Source organism: Polaromonas sp. JS666 (assembly GCF_000013865.1).
Lineage (GTDB): Bacteria > Pseudomonadota > Gammaproteobacteria > Burkholderiales > Burkholderiaceae_C > Polaromonas.
In genome coordinates, this window is the sequence record NC_007948.1 from 4,203,585 (window position 1) to 4,224,638 (window position 21,054).

A 21,054-nucleotide genomic window follows, 5' to 3' on the forward strand; every position below is an offset into this window, starting at 1 on the left:
GAAAAACGGCTTTACTCGAAAAATACACTGCCTTATGAACATAACCGCACGCTTTGTCTTGGTTGGCGTTGTTGGTGCCATAGTCGAGTTAACCCTATTCGCTGGACTCGTAAGGATCAACGGCAAGGTTATGCTGAGCAATTTTATTGCGTTCCATTGTGCTTTTGCCATCTGTTTTTTTCTGCACTATTACTACACCCATCAAAAACCATATGTTGGAAAGTACAAGGTTGTCAGTGGTTTCTTCAAATATGCCGGGCTGATGTATGCGCAGCTTATTATTGGAACATTATTGCTTTGGCTATTAATCAATAAATTGGGCTGGATGCCCGAGGTTGCAAAGGTCGTTCAAATAGGGATCGTGACGCCAGTTAGCTATGCGGTTCAAAAGCTCGCTATTTTTCGGGCGAGGAGTGAAATATGAAAGTTCTTCTTACCGGCGCTACAGGCTTTCTCGGTACTCATCTTTTAGCTGATTTTCTAAACCGCAATTACAAAGTTCTCATGACTAAACGGGCAAGCACAGACTTGGGCCCACTTTTTCTGCGTTTTGGTAACTTGGAAGCGTGGGATACCGAGGAGTTGGAAAACATCTTCACTACGCACCCTGATGTTGAGGCGATAGTTCATGCTGCCACGGATTATGGCCGTGACAACTCAAGCCCGACAGCAGTCTTTTGGGCTAATGAAGCGTTCCCGATAAAATTGATTGAACTTGCAATCCGGCATAACATCGCGCTATTTATCAACATGGATACCTTCTTTAACTCCGATAAAGTGTCGTACGACTATCTCGGAGCCTACACATTATCCAAACGCCACTTTCAAGAATGGGGGCAACATTGCGCCAACACAGGGCGAATCGGTTTTGCCAATCTGCGGCTATTTCATCTATATGGCCCGGGAGATGGTCGCCAAAAATTCGTTCCGGCCATGGTGGGACGTTGCCTGGCTGGTGAGGAAATTGACCTTACGGACGGTAAGCAGAAGCGCGACTTCATCCATATTGATGATGCTGTTGCAGCTGTGAGTACTGTTTTGGAGGCGGAGGCAGGACGAGGGGGAGGCTATCGGCATTACGATGTGGGAACCGGCACCTCTCTGCGCATTCGGGACTTCATTGAAACGGTGAAAAGGCTTTGCTGCAGCAGCGCGAAGTTAAATTTTGGTGCGTTACCAAACAGGAAAGGTGAGTTTCAGAATGCCTGCGCCGAAACTGAAGCGTTGCGTACCCTTGGGTGGATACCGCGGGTTGGCATCGAAGCGGGAATACGGACAGTGATCGAGGATATCGGTCAACGGGCAATAAAAACTACATAGAAGTGGAATCGAAGTGACCCCAAAAAAACTAATCTCGCTCATTATTCCTGTCTTCAATGAAGAAGAGAATATCTTTCCCCTTTACAAGGCAGTGACCCCTATCATCAACGAATGTGCAGACCGTTATGACTTTGAGCTGATCTTTACAGACAACCACAGCACCGACAGTACATTTGAAAAACTCACCGAACTTAGTCAGCATGATTCACGCGTACGTGTATTCCGTTTTTCTCGTAACTTTGGGTACCAAAAGTCCATCCTGACCGGCTACCTGAAAGCGCGTGGTGATGCGCTTATCCAGCTTGATTGCGACTTGCAGGATCCGCCGGACCTCATTCTTGAGTTTCTGAAGCATTGGGAAGATGGTTGCGCCGTGGTATATGGAGTACGTCTAAGTCGCCGGGAAAATGCGGTTCTGCACTACTCGCGAAAACTATTTTATCGACTTGCCAATTATCTGAGTGAAGACGACCTGCCAGTAGATGTTGGCGATTTTAGGCTAATTGATAGAAAAGTAGTGGATGTGCTGCGTCAAACTGACGATATGCAACCTTATCTGCGCGGAATGATTGCAGCAATGGGATTCCAACAACGTGGGATTAATTACCACCGACGTGGCCGTGAGCGTGGCAAGAGTAATTTCCGACTCAAAGACTTGGTGGGGCTCGCGTTAGATGGAATTCTTAATCATTCAATTATCCCGTTACGCCTGGCTACCTTCTTCGGGGCGGGAGTGTCCATCCTGACGGTTCTTGGTATTTTTGCTTACGGCATAGGTAAGTTAATATTTGGCTTTAATTGGCCGGCAGGGTTTACCACGCTAACTATTTTAGTGCTAGCCGGCATAAGTCTGAATGCATTATTTCTAGGCATTATTGGAGAATATCTCGGGCGAATTTACCAGCAGGTAAAGAGAAAGCCTTTGGTCATTGTTGAAGCCGAGCTTGATGGCCATAGTGCCAGACATGATGGACTGGAAAAAATACATGCAAGGTAATATTAAGTTGGCTTTTCAACGCATTTGTCGGCAGCTATCAAATAACAATGAAAGAGTTAAATTCTTTGCATTAGCATTAATTTTCTCGACTGTATTTTTCAGCTCTTACCTATTCACAAAAAATCCACAGGTCAATTTTTTTGGCGATGTGGCTATCCTGTATTTTCCGCAATTTGTCGAAGGCTATCATATGGCCAGGAGCGGGGCACTCGCTGGTATTGACTTTTTGACAAGCAATGGTTCCACGGCGTACTTCCTAAGACCGAACATTCCCGTCTATTACCCCCCCTATCAACTAACCTACGCTCTGTTTCGTTTCGAAACCATTGAGGGTCTAGCTCGTGCATTTGTGTTCATTGCATACGCACACGCTATCTTGGCTGCCTATTACTGCATGCGAATCGGGCGCAAGTATTTTCAAATGGCGCAAGGAACATCGGTACTGTTCTCCGTGTTGTATTTTGGCGCTATTGCATATTACGCATTTACCGCGCCTCCTTTTTATTACGTCGCAGCTCTTTTCCCATTCTTGCTTTATTTCGCGCTTCAGTCAGTCGAAAAAATGAATTGGTGGCGCATTACGCTACATTCATTTCCCTATGTAATGGTTTTCCTCTCCGGCTATCTGCCATTGGATGTGAATGCAGTATTAATAGCATTGTTGTTTTCAGTGGTTTATTTTTGGCAGAAAAAAAATAGCGAAGCTCAAGCTTTTGGCCAACTTCTGATAAGGCTCTTTACACCCGTTGTGTTGGCTAGCGCTGTTGTATTGTCGTTATATTTGGCGATGTTTTTGTATCATAAACAAGTTCCAGGCGTAGCCGAAGGTGTTTGGCATTCTGCTCATCAATTTTCATTTGAATCCAAAGATATCTTTGCTCTATTATCGAGGGCGTTCCCACCTAGCAATCCAGGAACAGGAACACCATTCGTTCAATTAGGACTTGCTCCAGTATTTCTTTTAGCTCTTGCCTTTTCCCAACGGGAAAAATTAGCGATAGCACCATTAGAAGCCAAAATAATTGCATTATCACTACTGATATTTTCTTTTTATCTTTTACTCGCATTTGGTCAAGCGTCGGGCTTGCCCGATATGTTTTATTTTGTGATGCCAGTGATTGGGCGTATGCACTTTTATGGGCGTTACCTCTTGATCGCTTCATTTTTCTTTTATTTAGCGGTCGCAATTTCTTTCAAATATCTTGTTCAGATACGAAGAGAATTGCCTATCGGACGCTGGCTAGCTGTTATCTTCTTTGTAATGTTTGCCGCAGAAGCATACAATCAGATCGGCCATCCCGCGTGGCCAAATATGAAGCTATTAGTCATTGAACTTCTGATGATTAGTTTGATATTGATCTCCCTATCTGCACAACAAAATTTCTATGCCTTTGCAGGTGCAATTGGAGTGTCATTCTTTATACATGCTGCAAGCTTCAACTCCTATACGAATTCGTTTAGTCAAGTCGCAGCGGGTCCCTATAAGAATGACGTCGCCTTCTCTCCTGAACGTCGAGAACTTTTGATTAATTATTTCAAACAGAATTCAAATAAATATTTGATCAAATACGCCGACATTACCTCCGATATAGAAAAACCAAACGGAGTCATGCTTAACTTCCCATGGATGGCAAGTAATAAACTAAAGCTATCAAATTATATGGGTTACGAACCCCATATGGCGTTAGATCGCGACTATATGGCCAGATTCCCACACCCTTATTATGGGAAAATTAACGTGCCCTGGTTATTGCGGACCGGCGCTGATTTCATCATTTACAACCAAGCGGCTTGGGCCATTAATTCTCCCGAGCTGGAGCAATTGATTGATAAAAGTATTCCAGAACTTGATCTTCAGTATGGGTATAAAGCAGTAAAACTGAAAGACGCATCAGGTCTAGTGGATTATATTCCCAACAGAAATACAGGTGATTTCGACAATGGCATTGTGCGCGTTTCGAATACCACTGGAACGGCGTTAGTTACTGGTTTTGAGACAGATTTTGTGTCTCGCGTTCATTTTCAAGTTGAGAGCACTTCACCAGTTACCGTGCGCTACGCGCTTTTCCCTCACAAGATGATGGAACTCCGCGTTGACGGCAAACGTTCCAATGTGACGCTTAAGGATGGCTTGCTAGAATTATCGCTACCCCCTGGTCAACATTTAGTTGAATATAATTACAAAAACCGGCTGCATCAGTTATTCACCATAATTTACCGGATTTACTTCATTCTTCTCTTTGGCATAGTGGGTTGGCAGGCCTGGATAGGGCGTCGCTCATTTCGGAGTTTTTTAATACAGAAAAATCAGGTAGGAATCTAGAACCATGAAAGCAGTCATCCTCGCAGGCGGTTTAGGGACCCGCATTTCCGAAGAAACCCACCTCAAACCGAAACCCATGGTGGAAATCGGCGGGAAGCCCATACTCTGGCACATCATGAAGACCTATTCGGCTCATGGCGTAAACGATTTCATTATCTGCTGCGGCTACAAGGGTTATGTCATCAAGGAGTATTTCGCCAATTACTTCCTTCATATGTCAGATGTCACTTTCGACATGGTCAACAATCAAATGCAGGTTCATCATCGCTATGCGGAGCCTTGGCGCGTGACCCTCGTGGATACTGGCGAAGAAACCATGACTGGCGGTCGCCTCAAGCGCGTCGCACCTTATTTGCAAGGAGAAGACGCTTTCTGCTTCACTTATGGCGATGGTGTAAGTGACGTAAACGTCAGTGAACTCATTTCTTTTCACAAAGCGCAAAGCGTCATGGCCACACTCACCGCTACGTTGCCTCCGGGCCGCTTTGGCGCGCTGGATTTTGAGGGCAACAAGGTACGCACCTTCAAGGAAAAACCCAAGGGCGACGGAGCCATGATCAACGGCGGTTTTTTTGTGTTGTCCCCCAAGGTGATCGATTACATCGAAAACGACGCTACCGTCTGGGAGCGTGACCCACTGGAAAAACTGGCTGAAGAGGGCCAACTCGCCGCCTTCCAGCACGACGGTTTCTGGCAACCCATGGACACTCTGCGGGACAAAATTCACTTGGAAGACTTGTGGTCTAGCGGCAAGGCGCCGTGGAAGGTGTGGAAATGAACCCAGCCTTCTGGCACGGCAGACGCGTCTTTCTCACTGGGCACACCGGCTTCAAGGGCAGCTGGATGTCCCTGTGGCTTCAATCTCTAGGTGCGAACCTCACAGGTTATGCTCTTCAATCACCAACCCAGCCCAGCCTGTTTGATGAGGCTAAGGTGGGACTAGGCATGCGCTCCATCATTGGCGACATTCGTGACTTGGCATTCCTGCAAAAGGCTATGCAGGAATGCCAGCCCGAAATCGTCATCCACATGGCGGCACAACCGTTGGTACGATATTCCTACGCAAATCCGGTGGAAACCTATTCCACCAACGTAATGGGCACCGTGCATCTCCTCGAGACCGTACGTCATGCTCCCAGCGTCAAGGCCGTGGTCAATATCACCACTGACAAATGCTACGAAAACCGCGAATGGGCTTGGGGCTATCGTGAAAACGAGCCAATGGGCGGCTACGACCCCTACAGCAACAGCAAGGGTTGTGCTGAACTGGTCAGCTCTGCTTACCGGTCTTCCTTCTTCAACGCGAACAGCCATGCACAACACGGCGTTGGCCTGGCTACCGTCCGAGCCGGCAACGTCATCGGCGGGGGCGATTGGGCGCAGGATAGATTAATTCCCGACATCCTCGCTGCTTTCGAACAAGGCCAGCGCGTCAACATCCGCAACCCCCACTCCATCCGCCCTTGGCAACATGTGTTGGAGCCCTTGCGCGGCTACCTCACGCTGGCCGAACGCCTTTTTGAGCACGGCCCCAGCTATGCCGAGGGCTGGAACTTTGGACCCAACGATGAAGATGCCAAACCGGTTGGCTGGATCGTCGAGCAAATGGCTGCGATGTGGGGCGAGGGTGCACAGTCGCAAATCGACAACGGCGAGCATCCGCACGAGGCGAACTACCTCAAGCTCGATATATCCAAAGCCCGCAGCCGCCTGGACTGGCACCCCACGCTGCGCCTGAACGATGCCTTGGCACTCATCATCGAATGGTCCAAGCAGCGCCAGGCGGGTGCTGACATCCGCGAGCTGACCTTGGCCCAGATACACTCTTATCAAACATTGACCGAAAACTGATCAACACGATGCAAAACGCTAAAAGCCAAGACCTCCGCGACCAGATCGCCAAACTCGTCGATGAGTATGCCGCCATTGCTTTGGCGCCGCAGCCTTTCCTCCCCGGTGCCTCGGTGGTGCCGCCTTCCGGCAAGGTCATCGGTGCCGAAGAGCTCAAAAACATGGTCGAAGCCTCGCTCGACGGTTGGCTGACCACGGGCCGCTTCAACACCGAATTCGAGAAAAAGCTCGCCGCCTTCATCGGCGTCAAGCACCTGATTACCGTCAACTCGGGCTCGTCGGCCAACCTCGTGGCATTCAGCACCCTGACCTCGCCCAAACTAGGCGACCGAGCCATCAAGCAGGGCGACGAAGTTATCGGTGTGGCGGCAGGCTTTCCCACCACGGTTAACCCCATTCTTCAGTTTGGTGCTGTACCGGTGTTTGTGGATGTGGACCGCCTCACGCATAACATCGACGCCAGCAAGATCGAAGCCGCCATTGGCCCCAAGACCAAAGCCATCATGCTGGCCCACTCACTGGGCAACCCCTTCAACCTTGATGTAGTTTCTGCATTGTGCAAAAAGTACAAACTGTGGCTGGTGGAAGATTGCTGCGATGCCTTGGGCACCACCTATCGTGGCCAGATGGTTGGCACTTTCGGCGACATTGCCACCCTGAGCTTTTACCCGGCGCACCACATCACCATGGGTGAAGGCGGTGCGGTATTTACCAACAACGAAGAACTCAAAACCATTGCGGAGAGCTTCCGCGACTGGGGGCGTGACTGCTATTGCCCACCTGGTAAGGACAACACCTGTGGCAAACGCTTTTGCTGGAAGCTGGGTGATCTGCCCGAGGGTTACGACCACAAGTACACCTACAGCCACTTGGGTTACAACCTCAAAATCACCGACATGCAGGCCGCCTGCGGACTGGCTCAGTTGGACAAGGCACCGCAATTCATCCAGGCCCGCAAGGACAACTTTGCTTTCCTGAAAGAGCGCCTGAAAGACTGCGAAGAATTTGTGAACCTCCCCGAGCCGACCGAACATTCCGACCCCTCGTGGTTCGGGTTCCCGATCACCTTGAAAGAAAATTGCCCGGTCACGCGACTGGACTTGCTGACCTACCTGGACCAGAACAAGGTCGGTACGCGCCTCCTGTTTGCCGGCAACCTGACGCGCCAGCCCTACATGAGCGGGGCCAAATACCGTATCAGTGGCGATCTGACCAATACCGACAACGTGATGAACAACACCTTCTGGATCGGTGTTCAACCCTCGCTGACGCCCGCCATGCTGGAATTCGCGGCCAGCAAGATCGAGAGCTATCTCGGTGTGAACTTCTGAGTATTGCCCGCGATGATTTCTCAGAATTCACTTATGAATCGGGGTAAGTTGTTCCACCAACTGGAGCCACTTCTACCTTCTCTTGGTTCGAGAAAGAACTTTAGTTCAGACGGTTCCGTTTCGGAGGTGACTGAGGCTGTGTGAAAACTCAAAATGCAGTATTCGAAGGAGTCCCCTTTCCTCCTTGGCTACGGCACGATCGCTCCGTACGGAGCGATCTGAGAGGTGGGTTTTCTGTCCTGCCTTTATCCTGCGACTAAACTTCGCGTTTTCACATAGCCTTGACTGAAAGCAGGGTTGGCCCAGCCTTTTCTTCGTTCGGAATAGGACTGCGCCATGTCAATATATTCAACCGACTCAAAGTGAATGAAACCATGAAAAAAGCGATCATCACCGGAATCTCCGGCCAGGACGGCGCCTACCTCACCCAGCTCCTGCTCGACAAGGGCTACACCGTCTACGGCACCTACCGCCGAACCAGTTCGGTCAACTTCTGGCGCATTGAAGAGCTGGGCATCAAAGACCACCCCAACCTTCATCTCGTTGAATACGATTTGACGGACCTTGGCTCCAACATTGCGCTAGTGCAAAAAGTGCAGCCAGACGAGATCTACAACCTGGCCGCCCAAAGCTTTGTGGGCGTGAGCTTTGACCAGCCCACCACCACGGCGCAGATCACTGGCATTGGCGCGCTGAACCTGCTGGAGGCCATTCGCCTGGTCAACCCCAAGATTCGTTTTTACCAGGCCAGCACGTCGGAGATGTTTGGCAAGGTGCAGGCTATCCCTCAGGTGGAAGACACGCCTTTTTACCCGCGCAGCCCCTATGGCGTGGCCAAGCTTTACGCACATTGGATGACGGTGAACTACCGCGAGAGCTACAACATCTTTGGCAGCAGCGGCATTTTGTTCAACCATGAGAGCCCGCTGCGCGGCCGCGAGTTTGTGACACGCAAGATCACTGACAGTGTGGCCAAAATCAAGCTGGGCAAGCTTGACTGTATGGATCTTGGCAACATCGACGCCAAGCGCGACTGGGGCTTTGCCAAAGAATATGTTGAAGGCATGTGGCGCATGCTGCAGGCCGATGAACCCGACACTTTTGTGCTCGCAACCAACCGCACCGAGACCGTGCGTGACTTTGTGCGTATGGCATTCAAGGGCGCGGGCATTGCGGTGGAGTTCAAGGGGTCGGCTGAAGCCGAAACTGCGGTGGTGGCGGCCCTCACCCCTGCCCTCGCCCAGGGAGAGAGGGAGCTAAAAGTTGGGCAAACCGTGATGCGCATCAACCCAAAGTTTTATCGCCCGGCAGAGGTGGAGTTGCTGATAGGCAACCCGGCCAAGGCCAAAGCCAAGTTGGGCTGGGAACCAAAGACGACGCTTGAACAGCTGTGCCAGATGATGGTCGAGGCTGACCTGCGGCGCAACCAGGCGGGGTTTTCGTTTTGAGAATTTTATTGACAGGTGCCAATGGGTTTACCGGACGGCACTTTACCGCCCTGGCCCAACAAAAAGGGCACGAGGTAGTGGCCCTTGCGGCAGACTTGACGGACGCCGAAGCGCTGAAGGCGGAAGTTGCCTCTATACAGCCCTCTCATGTGGTACATCTCGCTGCCATTAGCTTCGTAGGCCATGCTGATGTGCGGGCTTTTTATGATGTCAATCTGTTCGGCACGCTCAACCTTCTGAACGCGATCGCAGCGCTTGAGATCTCACCACGTTCGGTCATTCTTACCAGCAGTGCCAATGTGTATGGTAATTGCGCTGCATCGCCTATTCCCGAAGACCAAATTCCGGCGCCATTGAACCACTACGGCATCAGTAAACTGGCGATGGAGCATTTGGCACGCACCTATTCAGACATATTACCCATAGTCATTGTCCGCCCGTTTAATTACACGGGGTCAGGACAGGCGCTCACATTTGTCATTCCCAAACTGATAGACCACTTCAGCCGCGGCGCACCGCGCATTCAGTTAGGAGACGTCAGCGTAGAGCGAGAGTTCAACGACATACTGTTTGTTTGCGAGGCTTACCTCCAGCTGCTGGAGCACGGCCAGCCTGGCGAAACGTATAACGTGTGCTCTGGCCAGCCCTATACATTGCAGCACGTGATTGACACTCTTGTACGTATCACGGGGCACAGCATCGAGGTCGAGGTCGACCCCGCCTTTGTGCGCTCCAACGAGGTAAACCGCCTGTGCGGCAGCCCGACCAAGCTAAAGGCGCTGCTGGCCAGGCATGACTACACGCTAAACAATCTGCCACTGGAAGACACGCTGCGGCGCATGCTGGCCGAGGCGGATGCTAACGCCTGAACGGCAATGTTCACCGTGAACCACGCATCGGCCATGCCGAGACTGACTTATGCACGGGCTGGTGCGCAGATTCTGCAGGCGCATCTGAAGTTGGGCACCGGAATTTTCTATCACAGCCCCATTGCCCCCACTGGCTCAATGCCTGCGCGCGGCGGTGTGCCGGTGCTCTTCCCGCAGTTTGCAAATCGTGGGCCCTTGCCCAAGCACGGCCTGGTGCGCACGGCTCTCTGGGCGCTGGCAGAAGAGTCCAGGTCAGAGCAGGCGCACGGCGTGGCCTTTGAACTGGCGATAGCGCCCGGGCAATTTGCCGATTGGCCGCACGCCGCACACTTGGTTTTGAAAGCTGAGGCTTCGCAAGACAGCCTGCGCCTGAGCTTGCAGGTCACCAACACCGGTAACGACACCTTTACCTGGACAGGTGGCCTGCACCCCTACTTTGCGGTGGATGACGTGCAAGCCTGCTCCGTGGTTGGCCTTGCGGGCTTGCCCGTTCAGGACCACTACGATGCAAACCTGACCACCGAACCAAGCAGTCCACGCAACTGGGGCGACGAGCCCTTTGAACGGCTCTATGGCGCCTGCCCGCCGCTCACGCTGTTCACCGGCTCCCGGTGGCTGAAACTCACTGCCAGCGGCTTTGAGCAATGGATGGTGTGGAACCCTGGCCGTGCAGGCGGCGACGCGCTGCCGGATCTGCCAGCGGGCGACTGGCGGCGCTTTGTGTGCGTGGAGCCGGTGTGCGTGACGCGACCAGCAGAACTGGTGCCAGGCGCAGTATTTAGCGGTACGCTGGCAATCAGCGTTCATGCCAAAAACAATTGAATGAAAGACGGATTGATGCAAGTCGCCTTTAACGCCACAGCGTTACTTTCGCCACTGACAGGTATTGGCCAATATGCCCATCATCTGGCATTGGGGTTGCAACAAGTTGGCGATGTCAACGCCAACTTCTTCTATGGTTCTGGTTGGAATGCCGAGGTTCGCACAAAGCCCTTGCCTAGTGTGACAACCATCAAAACCTTGGTGCATTGGCTTCTGCCCAATTCGTATGGTGTCGCCCGAACGCTTCAACAGCGCCAGTTTTCCAAAGGTACCCAACGGACGCGGTACGACATTTACCACGAACCAAATTTCCTGGCCTATCGTTTTGATGGCCCCAGCGCCATCACCGTTCACGATCTTTCATGGATACGTTTTCCTGAAATGCATCCGGTGGAGCGCGTGCGCGCGATGGACAAATACTTCCAGCCGGGGCTTGAACGTGCATCGCTGATCCTGACTGACTCTGAATTCGTCAAGCGCGAGTTGATCGATGTGTTTGGCGTGAAGCCCGAGCGTATCCACCCGGTACTGCTGGGCGTGGAAGCCCTGTTTCACCCCAGGTCAGCCGACGAGACGCGCGCCGTATTGGACGCACACGGTTTGGTGCATGGGCAATTCATTTTGGCGGTGGGCACGCTGGAGCCCAGAAAGAATCTGGCAGTGGCCCTTCGCGCCTTCATGCAGTTGCCCCCCCCGCTCAGAAAGCGCTTTCCGCTGGTGTTGGTGGGCATGAAAGGGTGGCGCACCTCGGCGCTGGAGCAGCAGATAGCGCCGCTGGTTGCCGCCGGCGAGATTCGTCAGCTGGGGTATTTGCCGAGGCAAGATTTGGCAACCATCATTGCCGGGGCCACCACGCTGATCTACCCCTCGATTTACGAAGGGTTTGGCTTGCCACCGCTCGAAGCCATGGCTTGCGGGGTGCCTGTAATCACGTCCAATGTATCTTCCATTCCCGAGGTGGTGGGCGACACGGGTCTGATGCTGGATCCGCAGGATGTGGACGGTTTTGCCAAAGGCATGGAAGCTCTGCTCGCCGCGCCTGACGTCCGCGACGCCATGGCCCGGAAGGCGCTTGCGCGCAGCACTCAGTTCACATGGGCAAGCTGCGTTAGCCAGACTGTAGAGGCCTACCGGCTGGTGCTCAACAAGTCCTGATACAGCCTGAAGTGGCTCGCCGCCATGGTAGGCACCGAGTAGTTGTCGGTATGGGCCAGGGCTTGCTGGCCCAGCTTCTCGCGCAAGGCGTCGTCCTTCAGCAAACGGGCAAGGCAATGGCCCAGGGCCAGCGGGTCGCGCACCGGAACGGCAAAGCCGGTTTGGCCATCCACGTTGACCACGTTGACGCCATTGTTCAGCTGGGTACACACCACGGGCTTGCCGCAGGCCATGGCCTCAAGCTGTACCAGGCCAAACGCTTCTGAGGGTTCCACCGAGGGCAAGCAGAACACGTCGCAGGCATTGAAGTAAGCGGCCAGATCTTCTTCGGGGATACGGCCACTGAAATGCACCCTGTTGCTTACACCCAGTGCTGCCGCCTGCTGCTCCAGCTGAGGCCGCAATGGCCCGTCCCCCCCCAGGACAAGAAAGGCATCGGTGTGCTGCAGGGCCTCTATCAACACATCAAAACCTTTGTAATAAACATGGCGGCCCAGCGCAAAGACCAGCCCCTTGCCCTGTGCCCGCGCGCGCAACTCATCGCGCAGCACGGCAGTTCGCGGGTTCAGCACCAGCGGTGCGTAGTCAAGCCCATAAGGAATGACATGACGGCGCTGCGCAGGGATGTCGTGCGGGATCTGGGTAGATGCATCAAAGTGGGCCTGCGTGGCTGCAACCAATGCGTCGGCCTGCCGTGTGATGTGCCGTAAAAAAGGTTCATACAACGCCAGCAGTTTTTTTTGGCGAATGATGTCGCTGTGCCAGGTGATCACCCGCTTGATGCTGGAAGGCAATGCCAGAGAGGCTAAGTGCGAAAGCGGGTCGGGCAAATGCAGATGCAGCACATCAAATTTTTTCTCGCGATGCAGGGCCAGCGCCTTGAACACCAGCCCGGGGGCAAGGGCCGTGCTGAATACCATGCCAAGCGACGGCACCTGGACCAGTCGATAGCCGTCTACGGTGACGTCGCTGCCCTGCAGGTTTTGCGCGGCCACGAGGTTCACGACCTCAACGCCAAGAGTCGCCAACTCCTTGCTGAGCAAAGCCACATGGCGCTCAATACCGCCATGCTGGTCGTGCCAGAAGCGCCCAAACTGAAGCACTCTCATTGAATTGAAAACATCTTATAAAAACAGTTCAGCGTCATGCATCGTTAGTCCCATCTGGTCTTTGCTTGAAAGAAGTGGGGGCGTGTTCAGGGGCAGGGGCCATTGGATGCCAATGGCAGGGTCGTTCCAGGCAATGCAGCGCTCGAACTCGGGGGCGTAGTAGTCGGTGGTTTTATAAAGAAATTCAGCAGTGTCAGACATGACCACGAAACCATGCGCGAAGCCTTCAGGCACCCAAATCTGGCGTTTGTTGTCTGCGGAGAGGATTTCACCCACCCACTGCCCAAAGGTGGGCGATGATTTGCGGATGTCGACTGCCACGTCGAAGACTTCGCCTTGCACCACACGCACCAGCTTGCCTTGGGGTTGCTGGACTTGGTAATGCAAGCCGCGCAGGACTTTTCTCGCAGAGCGCGAATGATTGTCTTGCACAAAGCTGGCTTGCCTGCCAATGGCCGCCTCAAATTTTGCCTGATTAAAGCTCTCAAAAAAGAAGCCCCGCGCGTCTCCAAACACTTGGGGTTCAAGCAGGATCACATCAGGAATGGCGAGGGGTGTGGCTTTCATCAAAATACTTTTTCTTTGAGGATGCGAAGCAGGTACTGCCCATAGCCGTTTTTGGCGAGGGGCTGTGCAAGCTTTTCCAGCTGGGAGGCATCAATCCAGTGCTGGCGATAAGCGATTTCTTCGGGGCAGGCTACCTTCAGGCCTTGGCGGTTTTCCAGGGTGGCAATGAACTGGCCGGCCTCCAGCAACGATTCGTGGGTACCGGTGTCAAGCCAGGCATAGCCCCGGCCCATGATTTCAACATCGAGTTGGCCGCGCTCAAGATACAAGCGGTTAAGGTCAGTTATTTCAAGCTCGCCGCGCAGGGATGGCTTCAGGCTTTTGGCCAAGTCAACCACCTGATTGTCGTAAAAATACAGGCCCGTTACGGCGTAGTTTGACTTGGGTTGTTTTGGCTTTTCTTCCAGCGACAGCACTTTGCCGCGCGCGTCGAACTCCGCCACGCCATAGCGCTCCGGGTTGTGCACATGGTAGGCGAAAACGCTGGCACCCTCAGTTCTGGCCATGGCGCTGCCCAGCAATTGGTGAAAGTCATGACCATAAAAAATATTGTCACCAAGCACCAGTGCACTGGGCGAGTTGCCAATGAACGGCTCACCGATGATGAAAGCCTGCGCCAGGCCGTCTGGGCTGGGCTGCACGGCATACTGCAGGTTCAGGCCCCACTGGCTGCCGTCGCCCAGCAGTTGCTGAAAACGCGGTGTGTCTTGCGGGGTGCTGATGACGAGGATGTCGCGCATGCCCGCGAGCATGAGAGTGCTGAGCGGGTAGTAGATCATGGGCTTGTCGTACACCGGGAGCAGCTGTTTGCTGATGGCCAGCGTGGCCGGGTGCAGGCGGGTGCCTGAGCCGCCGGCGAGGATGATGCCCTTCCTGGCTAGTGGTGAGTGGCTAGTGGTGAGTGGGGAAGAGGTCATGAGAGGCTTAGTTATTTAAAGGCCGAGCTGCGTTTCGAGTTCTGCCAGTGAGCCACGCGCAATGCCGATGAAGTGCAGATATTCTTTTGCACCGTTTCTACCGGCTCCCTCGGCGATGTTGCGGGCGGAATATTCACTTTTTATCCCATGGGTTGCTCAGCCGCAGCCCCGTGATACCTTGAAAATCCCTGGTGTTTCGGGTAACCAGAATCAGGTCGCCAGCAACGGAAATGGCGGCTATCTGGGCGTCTTCGGTTGAGACTGGCCTGCCTTCACGGGTCCGGGTCGCCACGATCTGGGCATAAGGCCCTGCGGCGGACGCGTCAAACCCGAAAATACGCTCTGCGAAGTCTTGCTCGAACATTTTTTGTGCAGCTTCATCCAGCGCTGTGCGGCGTTTGCCTGCCGGCAGAAGGGCAATGCCCGTCAAAATTTCCGCCTGACTGATGGCACTGGTCATCATGGAGGCCGTCTTGTTTTGATCAAACCAGTCAAGCACTTCAGGGTCGGGTGCCGCGCGCATGAGTTCTGACAACACATTGGTGTCGAGCAGAAAACGCACACTCATGACTGGCCAAGGGAAGACGTACGCGCCGGCCTTCTTGGGGGAATGGGTAGGTCGTCAGCCTCCAAACCCACAAAACGCCGGTTTACCCGTTCCGCAAAACTGATTGCACCGGATTGCTCCGGGGCTACGGCTTGCCGCAAAATTTGCCTGACCTCCTGCTCTACAGAACAGCCATGCCGAGCGGCACGCAGCCGCAGACCGGTTTTGACAGACTCGTCCAGATTACGCACAGTGATGCTACTCATGCTGACCTCCAGCAATTGATATCAATGAAGTCATTGTAATCAATGCAATCAACTCGCGCAAGCAGCCCTATACGCGGAGTTATAGGGCATGCAACTCCCTACTCCCCAGCACCTCCTCCAACATGCGGTCCACACCCTGCTGCCACGGCGGCAGAGTCAGGCCAAAGGTGGTTTGCAGCCTGGTGGTGTCCAGCCGGGAGTTGTGGGGCCGTTTGGCGGGTGTTGGAAACGCACTGGTGGGAACGGGGTCTACCGCTTTGGCTATTATTTTTATAGCGACACGCCCTTGTTCCTGGCTCCGTTCTGCCTGGGCGAGGACGTATTTCGCATAACCATGCCAGCTGGTTTCGCCACTGGCCACCAGATGGTAAAGGCCGGCATCAGCGGGGCGCTGGAGTACCTGGCGGATGGCGTGGGCGCTCACATCGGCCAGCAACTCGGCGCCGGTGGGTGCGCCAAACTGGTCGTCAATCACGATGAGGCGCTCCCGCTCCTGCGCCAGGCGCAGCATGGTCTTGGCGAAATTGCCACCGCGCGCGGCATAGACCCAGCTGGTGCGAAAGATCAGGTGGCGCGGGCTGGCCGCCTGGATGAGCTGCTCGCCCTCAAGCTTGGACTGGCCGTAAACGCTGAGCGGCGCCGGGGTGTCGGCCTCTGTCCATGGGCGGGTGCCGCTGCCGTCAAATACGTAGTCGGTACTGTAGTGAACCAGCAGGGAACCGAGTCTGGCCGCCTCCTGCGCCAGCACGCTGGGGGCCAGCGCATTGAGTGTGCGCGCAAGTGCTGGCTCACTTTCAGCCTTGTCTACGGCGGTGTGGGCGGCGGCATTGACGATGACGTCGGGCCGGAGTTGTTGCACCGTGGCAGCCAGGCCCTGCAGATTGCCGAGGTCGCCGCACAGGTCTGTGCTGTGACGGTCGAGCGCCGTGAGTTCACCCAAAGGAGCCAGGCTGCGCTGTAGTTCCCAGCCGACCTGGCCGTTTTTGCCGAAAAGCAGGATTTTCAAGCTGCAGCCTTTTGGGTTTGTCCGTACTCGTACTGTTTGGCCGTCCACTCGCGGTAGGCCCCGCTTTGCACATGGGCCACCCAGTCGGGGTTGGCCAGGTACCACTGCACGGTTTTACGGATACCGGTCTCAAAGGTTTCAGCCGGTTTCCAGCCCAATTCGCGCTGGATTTTGCTGGCGTCTATGGCGTAGCGGCGGTCGTGGCCGGGGCGGTCTTTGACGTAGCTGATTTGCTCGCGGTAGTTTTTGCCGTCGGCGCGGGGACGCAATTCGTCAAGCAGCGTGCACACGATGTTGACGATCTCGATGTTGGGCTTTTCGTTCCAGCCGCCCACGTTGTAGACCTCGCCGGTTTTGCCGGCTTCCAGCACACGGCGAATGGCGCTGCAATGGTCTTTCACGTAGAGCCAGTCGCGCACCTGCATGCCGTCGCCGTACACCGGCAGGGGCTTGCCGGCCAGGGCGTTGACGATCATCAGGGGGATGAGCTTCTCGGGGAAATGGTAGGGGCCGTAGTTGTTGCTGCAGTTGGTGGTGAGCACCGGCAGGCCGTAGGTGTGGTGGTAGGCGCGCACCAGGTGGTCGCTGGCGGCCTTGCTGGCCGAGTACGGGCTGTTGGGCTCGTAGCGGTGCGTTTCCGTGAAGGCGGCGTCGGCCGGCGCGAGCGAGCCATAGACCTCGTCTGTTGAGACATGCAAAAAGCGGAACTCCGCCTTGGCATCGCCTTGCAAGCCGCCCCAATACGCCCTGACGGCCTCCAGCAGGCGGAACGTGCCGACGATATTGGTCTGAATGAAGTCTTCCGGGCCGTGAATGGAACGGTCTACATGTGACTCGGCCGCAAAGTTGAGGATGGCTCTGGGCTGGTGGGTGGCCAGCAGGCGGCCGACCAACGCGGAATCGCCGATGTCGCCCTTGACAAAGACATGGCGCGGGTCAGCCTGCAGGGAGGAGAGGTTTTCAAGGTTGCCCGCGTAGGTCAAATTGTCGATATTGACCACAGGCTCATCGGTTTGCGCAAGCCAGTCAAGAACAAAGTTGGCACCAATAAAGCCGGCGCCTCCGGTAACGAAAATCATGCAAGCCTTTGATGGAGGTCACTGTTAAGGACGCAGCAGGGCAGTCACCCTTGACCCGGCAATTATCCCACCGCAGCGTCCAGCCTCGTTTGTACATAGAGCCGTACAACTGATCGCCCCTTGCTGGTAATTCCCACTTTGCTGGCGAACCCTTACGGCCAAACTGCGGTGTTTTCGCCCCAAACGGCCGGCCTCTGTTTTAGAAATGAATCCCCTGCATCATCTGCTGCATGGCCACCGCCTCGGCCGACAGCTGCGGCCTGGCGCTCTTTTCACCCTTCCCGCCCTTCTCACCTTTGGCGGCCGATGAGTCAGGAAACATGCGGAAGCTGGTGTTCATGGCAATCTGGGCGATGCGCGGCACCAGGGCATGCAGCACCTGGCCGGCAATGCCCAGGCGGGTGGCAATGCGCACCGGCTTGAAGATGCAGGCCTGTGCAATCATGTCGGCGGCCTCTTCGGGCGAAAGGGTGGGTACGTTGTTGTAGAGGTTGGTGGGCGCAATCATGGGCGTGCGCACCAGCGGCATGCTGATGGTGGTAAAGCCGATGCCGAGGTCGGCATACTCGCTGGAGGCACAGCGCGTCCAGGCGTCCAGCGCGGCCTTGGAGGCCACGTAGGCCGAAAAGCGTGGCGCATTGGTCAGCACGCCGATGGAGCTGATGTTGACCACGTGGCCCTTGCGCCTGGCCGCCATGCCGGGCAGCAGGCCCATGGTCACGCGCAGGCAGCCAAAGTAATTGAGCTGCATGGTGCGCTCGAAATCATGGAAACGGTCGTAACTGGCCTCAATGGCGCGGCGAATCGAGCGTCCGGCGTTGTTGATCAGGAAGTCGACGCCGCCGTGGTTGGCGATCAGTTCCTTGAGGAAGCGGTCGCAGTCTGCCATGTCGGCGATATCGGCCGGGTAAGCAACAAAGTTGTAGCCTTTGGCTTTCGCCTCTTTGCAGGCCTCGTCGAGCTTGTCCTGGTCGCGGCCGCAGATGACGGTGATGGCGCCGGCCTCGGCAAATTTGTGCGCTGCCGCCAGGCCAATGCCTGAAGAGCCGCCGGTAATCAGCACCACCTTGCCGCCGACCGTGCCCTTGAGCGTGCGGTCAATGTGCAGGTCGGGGTCGAGGTGGCGCTCCCAGTAATCCCACAGGCGCCATGCGTAGTCCTTGAGGTTGGGGCATTCAATGCCGGATCCCTTGAGCGCAGTGGCCGCGCCCCGGCAATCAAACCGGGTGGGGTAGTTCACGAAGGTCAGCATGTCCTCTGGCAGGCCGAGGTCGGCCATGACGGCGGCGCGCACGCGGCGCACCGGCGCAAGCGCCATCAGGCTTTTCTTGACGCCGCGCGGAATGAAGCCCAGCAGGGCCGCATTGACAAACAGGTTCATCTTCGGTGCGTGGGCCGCCCGGCTGAAGATGTCGAGCACATCGCCGACGCGGTAACCCACCGGGTCCACCAGATGGAAGCATTTTTTGGCAATGTCGCCCCTGTCTTTGGGGAGGTGGCTGATGTGGTCCAGCGCATCGACCACGAAGTCGACCGGAACAATGTTGATGCGCCCGCCTTCCAGCCCCACGGCCGGCATCCAGGGCGGCAGCAGTTGCCGCATGCGCTGGATCAGCTTGAAGAAGTAGTAAGGGCCGTCAATCTTGTCCATTTCGCCGGTGGTGCTGTCGCCCACCACCATGGCCGGCCGAAACACCGTCCACGGCACCTTGCACTCGGCGCGCACGATTTTTTCGCTCTCGTGCTTGGTCATGAAATACGGGTGTTCGTAGTTCTCAGCCTCCTCGAACATGTCTTCGCGGAACACGCCTTCATACAGGCCTGCCGCGGCGATGGAGCTCACGTGATGAAAGTGGCCTGCATCAATCGCCTTGGCAAACTCGACGGTGTTGCGTGTGCCGTCAATGTTGACGGCGATCTGGCTTTCCTCGTCGGCGCCCAGGTCGTACACCGCTGCCAGGTGATAAAAATGGCTCACCTGCCCCTTGAGTTTTTTGATGTCCTCGCTGCTGACACCGAGCTTTTTGCGGGTCAGGTCACCATGCACGGCAACCGCCCTGCCGGCACTCACGCCCCAGTACGCCCTGAGCGCCGCCAATTTGCCGGCGCTTTCCTGGCGGATCAGGAAATGAACGGTGCTGCCTTTTCGCTCCAGGAGTTTTTTAACCAGCCGTTTACCAATGAAGCCGGTGGCTCCCGTGACGAAATAATGCATTGAGGTTGTCCTTGTGTCCTGTGCTGACGTGCCCTGAAGCGGCGGCCAGAAAGTCGATTCTTGCCCAAACCGCGGTAGTCGCCATTCAGCAGAAACCCGCGTCCCGCCGCGTCAGGCCGTGCTTTCCAGGGCGAAGGGGCTTCAGCTTTTTTATTTGGCTTTCTAGAACCCGGCATCTAAACTCTGGCGCCTGAAGGCCTTATATTTTGCAGTGTGCGCAGTACACCCACCGCGCAGCACCTCATATCCACCATCAGCATGGAGACAATCATGGTCAAGAAACTGCAAAAAATGAGTGCCGACAAAAAAGCGGCTCCGCCATTGGCCAGCGCCGTCAAAGAGTCCGCCCAGCAAATCTGGCTGGCCGGGCTGGGGGCTTTCTCCAAGGCGCAGGAAGAAGGCGGCAAGGTGTTTGAGACCCTGGTCAAGGAAGGCCTGACGATCCAGCGCAAGACGCAAGCGGCTGCTGAAGAAAAAATTACCGAAGCCACCAGCAAAATGGCCAACATGGCCACCGACATCCAGTCCAAGGCCGGCCATCAGTGGGACAAGCTGGAGAATATTTTTGAAGAACGCGTGGCCAAAGCCCTGAACAAACTCGGCGTGCCCTCTGCCAAAGACGTGGACGCCCTGGCAGCGCGCATTGACGAACTCAACAAGAGCATGCAAAAAATGAACGGCAAGGCACCTGCCGCCAGGAAAGCCGCAAAACCGGCTGCCAAAAAAGCAGCCAGGCCGGCAGCCGCCAAGCGCCCCGCCGCACGCAAGTCCGCTTAAGGACCCGATGCTGTCGGCGCTGTAAAAAAAAGGGACACCAGTCCTTTTTTTTTACGCCTGTTCGTGTGCCCGCTCGCGTTTTGGCGGATCCGGTCCAATAACGGTACGGCCACTCTCCGGCAGACCTTGATGGCTGCTGGACTTCCCTAGTTCCGCGCCAGGGGGCGCTGGGTTAGAGTCAATGCTGTTCAGTCAAGTTATTCACCCTGAATCGGAATGAGCAAAACCTTGACTTGTCATTGCAGGCCTGGCCCGCAATCCATGGATCCCGGATCAGGTCCGGGATGACAGACCAGGGCAAGGGCTTAACTGAACCGTATTGGGGTTAGAGTCAATACACGTCACTTAACCGTTCGCCCTGAGCTTGTCGAAGGGTCGTCACATTGCAAACAGGCTTCGACAAGCTCAGCCCGAACGGGGTGGTAGCGCTTAAATGACCAGCATTGGGGTTAGAG

General features: G+C 55.1%; 20 protein-coding genes. 12 read left to right on the forward strand and 8 right to left on the reverse strand.

All coding sequences use genetic code 11. The annotated features are described in order from the left end of the window. Positions 1 to 34: 34 nt before the first annotated feature. The 11 genes from BPRO_RS20005 to BPRO_RS20055 all read left to right on the forward strand — a co-directional run bounded on the left by BPRO_RS20005 (position 35) and on the right by BPRO_RS20055 (position 12,116). Positions 35 to 424: a GtrA family protein gene (locus BPRO_RS20005; protein ID WP_041388968.1), complete on the forward strand. Its 390-nt coding sequence runs from the start codon at positions 35 to 37 to the stop codon at positions 422 to 424. Further along, complete coding sequence (locus BPRO_RS20010) at positions 421 to 1,320, forward strand: NAD-dependent epimerase/dehydratase family protein (protein WP_011484890.1); 900 nt, start codon at positions 421 to 423, stop codon at positions 1,318 to 1,320. Before BPRO_RS20005 ends, BPRO_RS20010 begins: the two co-directional genes overlap by 4 nt. 13 nt (positions 1,321 to 1,333) lie before the next feature. Beyond that, a complete protein-coding gene (locus tag BPRO_RS20015) occupies positions 1,334 to 2,317 on the forward strand; it encodes a glycosyltransferase family 2 protein (protein WP_011484891.1) in 984 nt (327 codons plus the stop codon). Further along, positions 2,286 to 4,640 carry a hypothetical protein gene (locus BPRO_RS29750; protein WP_157045837.1) on the forward strand — a complete coding sequence of 785 codons (2,355 nt, stop codon included), beginning with the start codon at positions 2,286 to 2,288 and terminating at the stop codon, positions 4,638 to 4,640. Before BPRO_RS20015 ends, BPRO_RS29750 begins: the two co-directional genes overlap by 32 nt. A 4-nt stretch (positions 4,641 to 4,644) precedes the next feature. Then, positions 4,645 to 5,418, forward strand: a complete 774-nt coding sequence (gene rfbF, locus BPRO_RS20025; RefSeq protein WP_011484893.1) for a glucose-1-phosphate cytidylyltransferase — start codon at positions 4,645 to 4,647, stop codon at positions 5,416 to 5,418. Next, the gene (gene rfbG / locus BPRO_RS20030) at positions 5,415 to 6,491 is read left to right on the forward strand and encodes a CDP-glucose 4,6-dehydratase (protein ID WP_011484894.1); all 1,077 of its coding nucleotides are present in this window, start codon (positions 5,415 to 5,417) and stop codon (positions 6,489 to 6,491) included. The genes rfbF and rfbG overlap by 4 nt, the downstream gene beginning before the upstream one ends. 8 nt (positions 6,492 to 6,499) lie before the next feature. Next, entirely contained in the window at positions 6,500 to 7,822 is a 1,323-nt protein-coding gene (gene rfbH, locus BPRO_RS20035; protein ID WP_011484895.1) for a lipopolysaccharide biosynthesis protein RfbH, read from the forward strand. Between the two features lie 374 nt (positions 7,823 to 8,196). Then, the gene (gene gmd / locus BPRO_RS20040) at positions 8,197 to 9,270 is read left to right on the forward strand and encodes a GDP-mannose 4,6-dehydratase (RefSeq protein ID WP_011484896.1); all 1,074 of its coding nucleotides are present in this window, start codon (positions 8,197 to 8,199) and stop codon (positions 9,268 to 9,270) included. Then, positions 9,267 to 10,139, forward strand: a complete 873-nt coding sequence (locus BPRO_RS20045; protein ID WP_011484897.1) for an NAD-dependent epimerase/dehydratase family protein — start codon at positions 9,267 to 9,269, stop codon at positions 10,137 to 10,139. The genes gmd and BPRO_RS20045 overlap by 4 nt, the downstream gene beginning before the upstream one ends. 33 nt (positions 10,140 to 10,172) lie before the next feature. Further along, positions 10,173 to 10,961: a D-hexose-6-phosphate mutarotase gene (locus BPRO_RS20050; RefSeq protein WP_232291437.1), complete on the forward strand. Its 789-nt coding sequence runs from the start codon at positions 10,173 to 10,175 to the stop codon at positions 10,959 to 10,961. Then, a complete protein-coding gene (locus tag BPRO_RS20055; RefSeq protein WP_011484899.1) occupies positions 10,962 to 12,116 on the forward strand; it encodes a glycosyltransferase family 4 protein in 1,155 nt (384 codons plus the stop codon). Here the strand turns inward: BPRO_RS20055 and BPRO_RS20060 are convergent. From BPRO_RS20060 to BPRO_RS20090, 8 genes are all read right to left on the reverse strand, one after another. Continuing rightward, the gene (locus BPRO_RS20060) at positions 12,089 to 13,225 is read right to left on the reverse strand and encodes a glycosyltransferase (RefSeq protein WP_011484900.1); all 1,137 of its coding nucleotides are present in this window, start codon (positions 13,223 to 13,225) and stop codon (positions 12,089 to 12,091) included. The two genes, BPRO_RS20055 and BPRO_RS20060, sit on opposite strands and share 28 nt — an antisense overlap. A 15-nt stretch (positions 13,226 to 13,240) precedes the next feature. Continuing rightward, positions 13,241 to 13,792 carry a dTDP-4-dehydrorhamnose 3,5-epimerase gene (gene rfbC / locus BPRO_RS20065; RefSeq protein WP_011484901.1) on the reverse strand — a complete coding sequence of 184 codons (552 nt, stop codon included), beginning with the start codon at positions 13,790 to 13,792 and terminating at the stop codon, positions 13,241 to 13,243. Further along, a complete protein-coding gene (gene rfbA, locus BPRO_RS20070) occupies positions 13,792 to 14,709 on the reverse strand; it encodes a glucose-1-phosphate thymidylyltransferase RfbA (protein WP_011484902.1) in 918 nt (305 codons plus the stop codon). The genes rfbC and rfbA overlap by 1 nt, the downstream gene beginning before the upstream one ends. A 15-nt stretch (positions 14,710 to 14,724) precedes the next feature. Continuing rightward, positions 14,725 to 14,853: a four helix bundle protein gene (locus BPRO_RS30935; protein ID WP_081430585.1), complete on the reverse strand. Its 129-nt coding sequence runs from the start codon at positions 14,851 to 14,853 to the stop codon at positions 14,725 to 14,727. After that, entirely contained in the window at positions 14,843 to 15,277 is a 435-nt protein-coding gene (locus BPRO_RS20075) for a type II toxin-antitoxin system VapC family toxin (RefSeq protein ID WP_011484903.1), read from the reverse strand. The genes BPRO_RS30935 and BPRO_RS20075 overlap by 11 nt, the downstream gene beginning before the upstream one ends. 324 nt (positions 15,278 to 15,601) lie before the next feature. Continuing rightward, entirely contained in the window at positions 15,602 to 16,528 is a 927-nt protein-coding gene (gene rfbD, locus BPRO_RS20080) for a dTDP-4-dehydrorhamnose reductase (RefSeq protein ID WP_011484905.1), read from the reverse strand. After that, positions 16,525 to 17,607, reverse strand: coding sequence for a dTDP-glucose 4,6-dehydratase (gene rfbB / locus BPRO_RS20085; protein ID WP_011484906.1), 1,083 nt, complete (start codon positions 17,605 to 17,607; stop codon positions 16,525 to 16,527). Before rfbB ends, rfbD begins: the two co-directional genes overlap by 4 nt. A 199-nt stretch (positions 17,608 to 17,806) precedes the next feature. Then, positions 17,807 to 19,822 carry an SDR family oxidoreductase gene (locus BPRO_RS20090; RefSeq protein WP_011484907.1) on the reverse strand — a complete coding sequence of 672 codons (2,016 nt, stop codon included), beginning with the start codon at positions 19,820 to 19,822 and terminating at the stop codon, positions 17,807 to 17,809. A gap of 270 nt (positions 19,823 to 20,092) precedes the next feature. On the opposite strand from BPRO_RS20090, the gene BPRO_RS20095 reads away from it, so the two are divergent. Further along, positions 20,093 to 20,599, forward strand: coding sequence for a phasin family protein (locus BPRO_RS20095; RefSeq protein WP_011484908.1), 507 nt, complete (start codon positions 20,093 to 20,095; stop codon positions 20,597 to 20,599). The last annotated feature ends 455 nt before the right edge of the window (positions 20,600 to 21,054 follow it).

Bases quoted from the DNA above. Each gene is read 5' to 3' on its own strand.
- BPRO_RS20090 (WP_011484907.1), bottom strand. From the start codon at position 19,822: ATGCATTATTTCGTCACGGGAGCCACCGGCTTCATTGGTAAACGGCTG.
- rfbC (WP_011484901.1), bottom strand. From the start codon at position 13,792: ATGAAAGCCACACCCCTCGCCATTCCTGATGTGATCCTGCTTGAACCC.
- BPRO_RS20075 (WP_011484903.1), bottom strand. From the start codon at position 15,277: ATGAGTGTGCGTTTTCTGCTCGACACCAATGTGTTGTCAGAACTCATG.
- rfbG (WP_011484894.1), top strand. From the start codon at position 5,415: ATGAACCCAGCCTTCTGGCACGGCAGACGCGTCTTTCTCACTGGGCAC.
- BPRO_RS20005 (WP_041388968.1), top strand. From the start codon at position 35: ATGAACATAACCGCACGCTTTGTCTTGGTTGGCGTTGTTGGTGCCATA.
- gmd (WP_011484896.1), top strand. From the start codon at position 8,197: ATGAAAAAAGCGATCATCACCGGAATCTCCGGCCAGGACGGCGCCTAC.
- rfbA (WP_011484902.1), bottom strand. From the start codon at position 14,709: ATGACCTCTTCCCCACTCACCACTAGCCACTCACCACTAGCCAGGAAG.
- BPRO_RS20010 (WP_011484890.1), top strand. From the start codon at position 421: ATGAAAGTTCTTCTTACCGGCGCTACAGGCTTTCTCGGTACTCATCTT.
- BPRO_RS29750 (WP_157045837.1), top strand. From the start codon at position 2,286: ATGATGGACTGGAAAAAATACATGCAAGGTAATATTAAGTTGGCTTTT.
- rfbF (WP_011484893.1), top strand. From the start codon at position 4,645: ATGAAAGCAGTCATCCTCGCAGGCGGTTTAGGGACCCGCATTTCCGAA.
- BPRO_RS20050 (WP_232291437.1), top strand. From the start codon at position 10,173: ATGCCGAGACTGACTTATGCACGGGCTGGTGCGCAGATTCTGCAGGCG.
- rfbB (WP_011484906.1), bottom strand. From the start codon at position 17,607: ATGATTTTCGTTACCGGAGGCGCCGGCTTTATTGGTGCCAACTTTGTT.
- BPRO_RS20055 (WP_011484899.1), top strand. From the start codon at position 10,962: ATGAAAGACGGATTGATGCAAGTCGCCTTTAACGCCACAGCGTTACTT.
- rfbH (WP_011484895.1), top strand. From the start codon at position 6,500: ATGCAAAACGCTAAAAGCCAAGACCTCCGCGACCAGATCGCCAAACTC.
- BPRO_RS20095 (WP_011484908.1), top strand. From the start codon at position 20,093: ATGGTCAAGAAACTGCAAAAAATGAGTGCCGACAAAAAAGCGGCTCCG.
- BPRO_RS20060 (WP_011484900.1), bottom strand. From the start codon at position 13,225: ATGAGAGTGCTTCAGTTTGGGCGCTTCTGGCACGACCAGCATGGCGGT.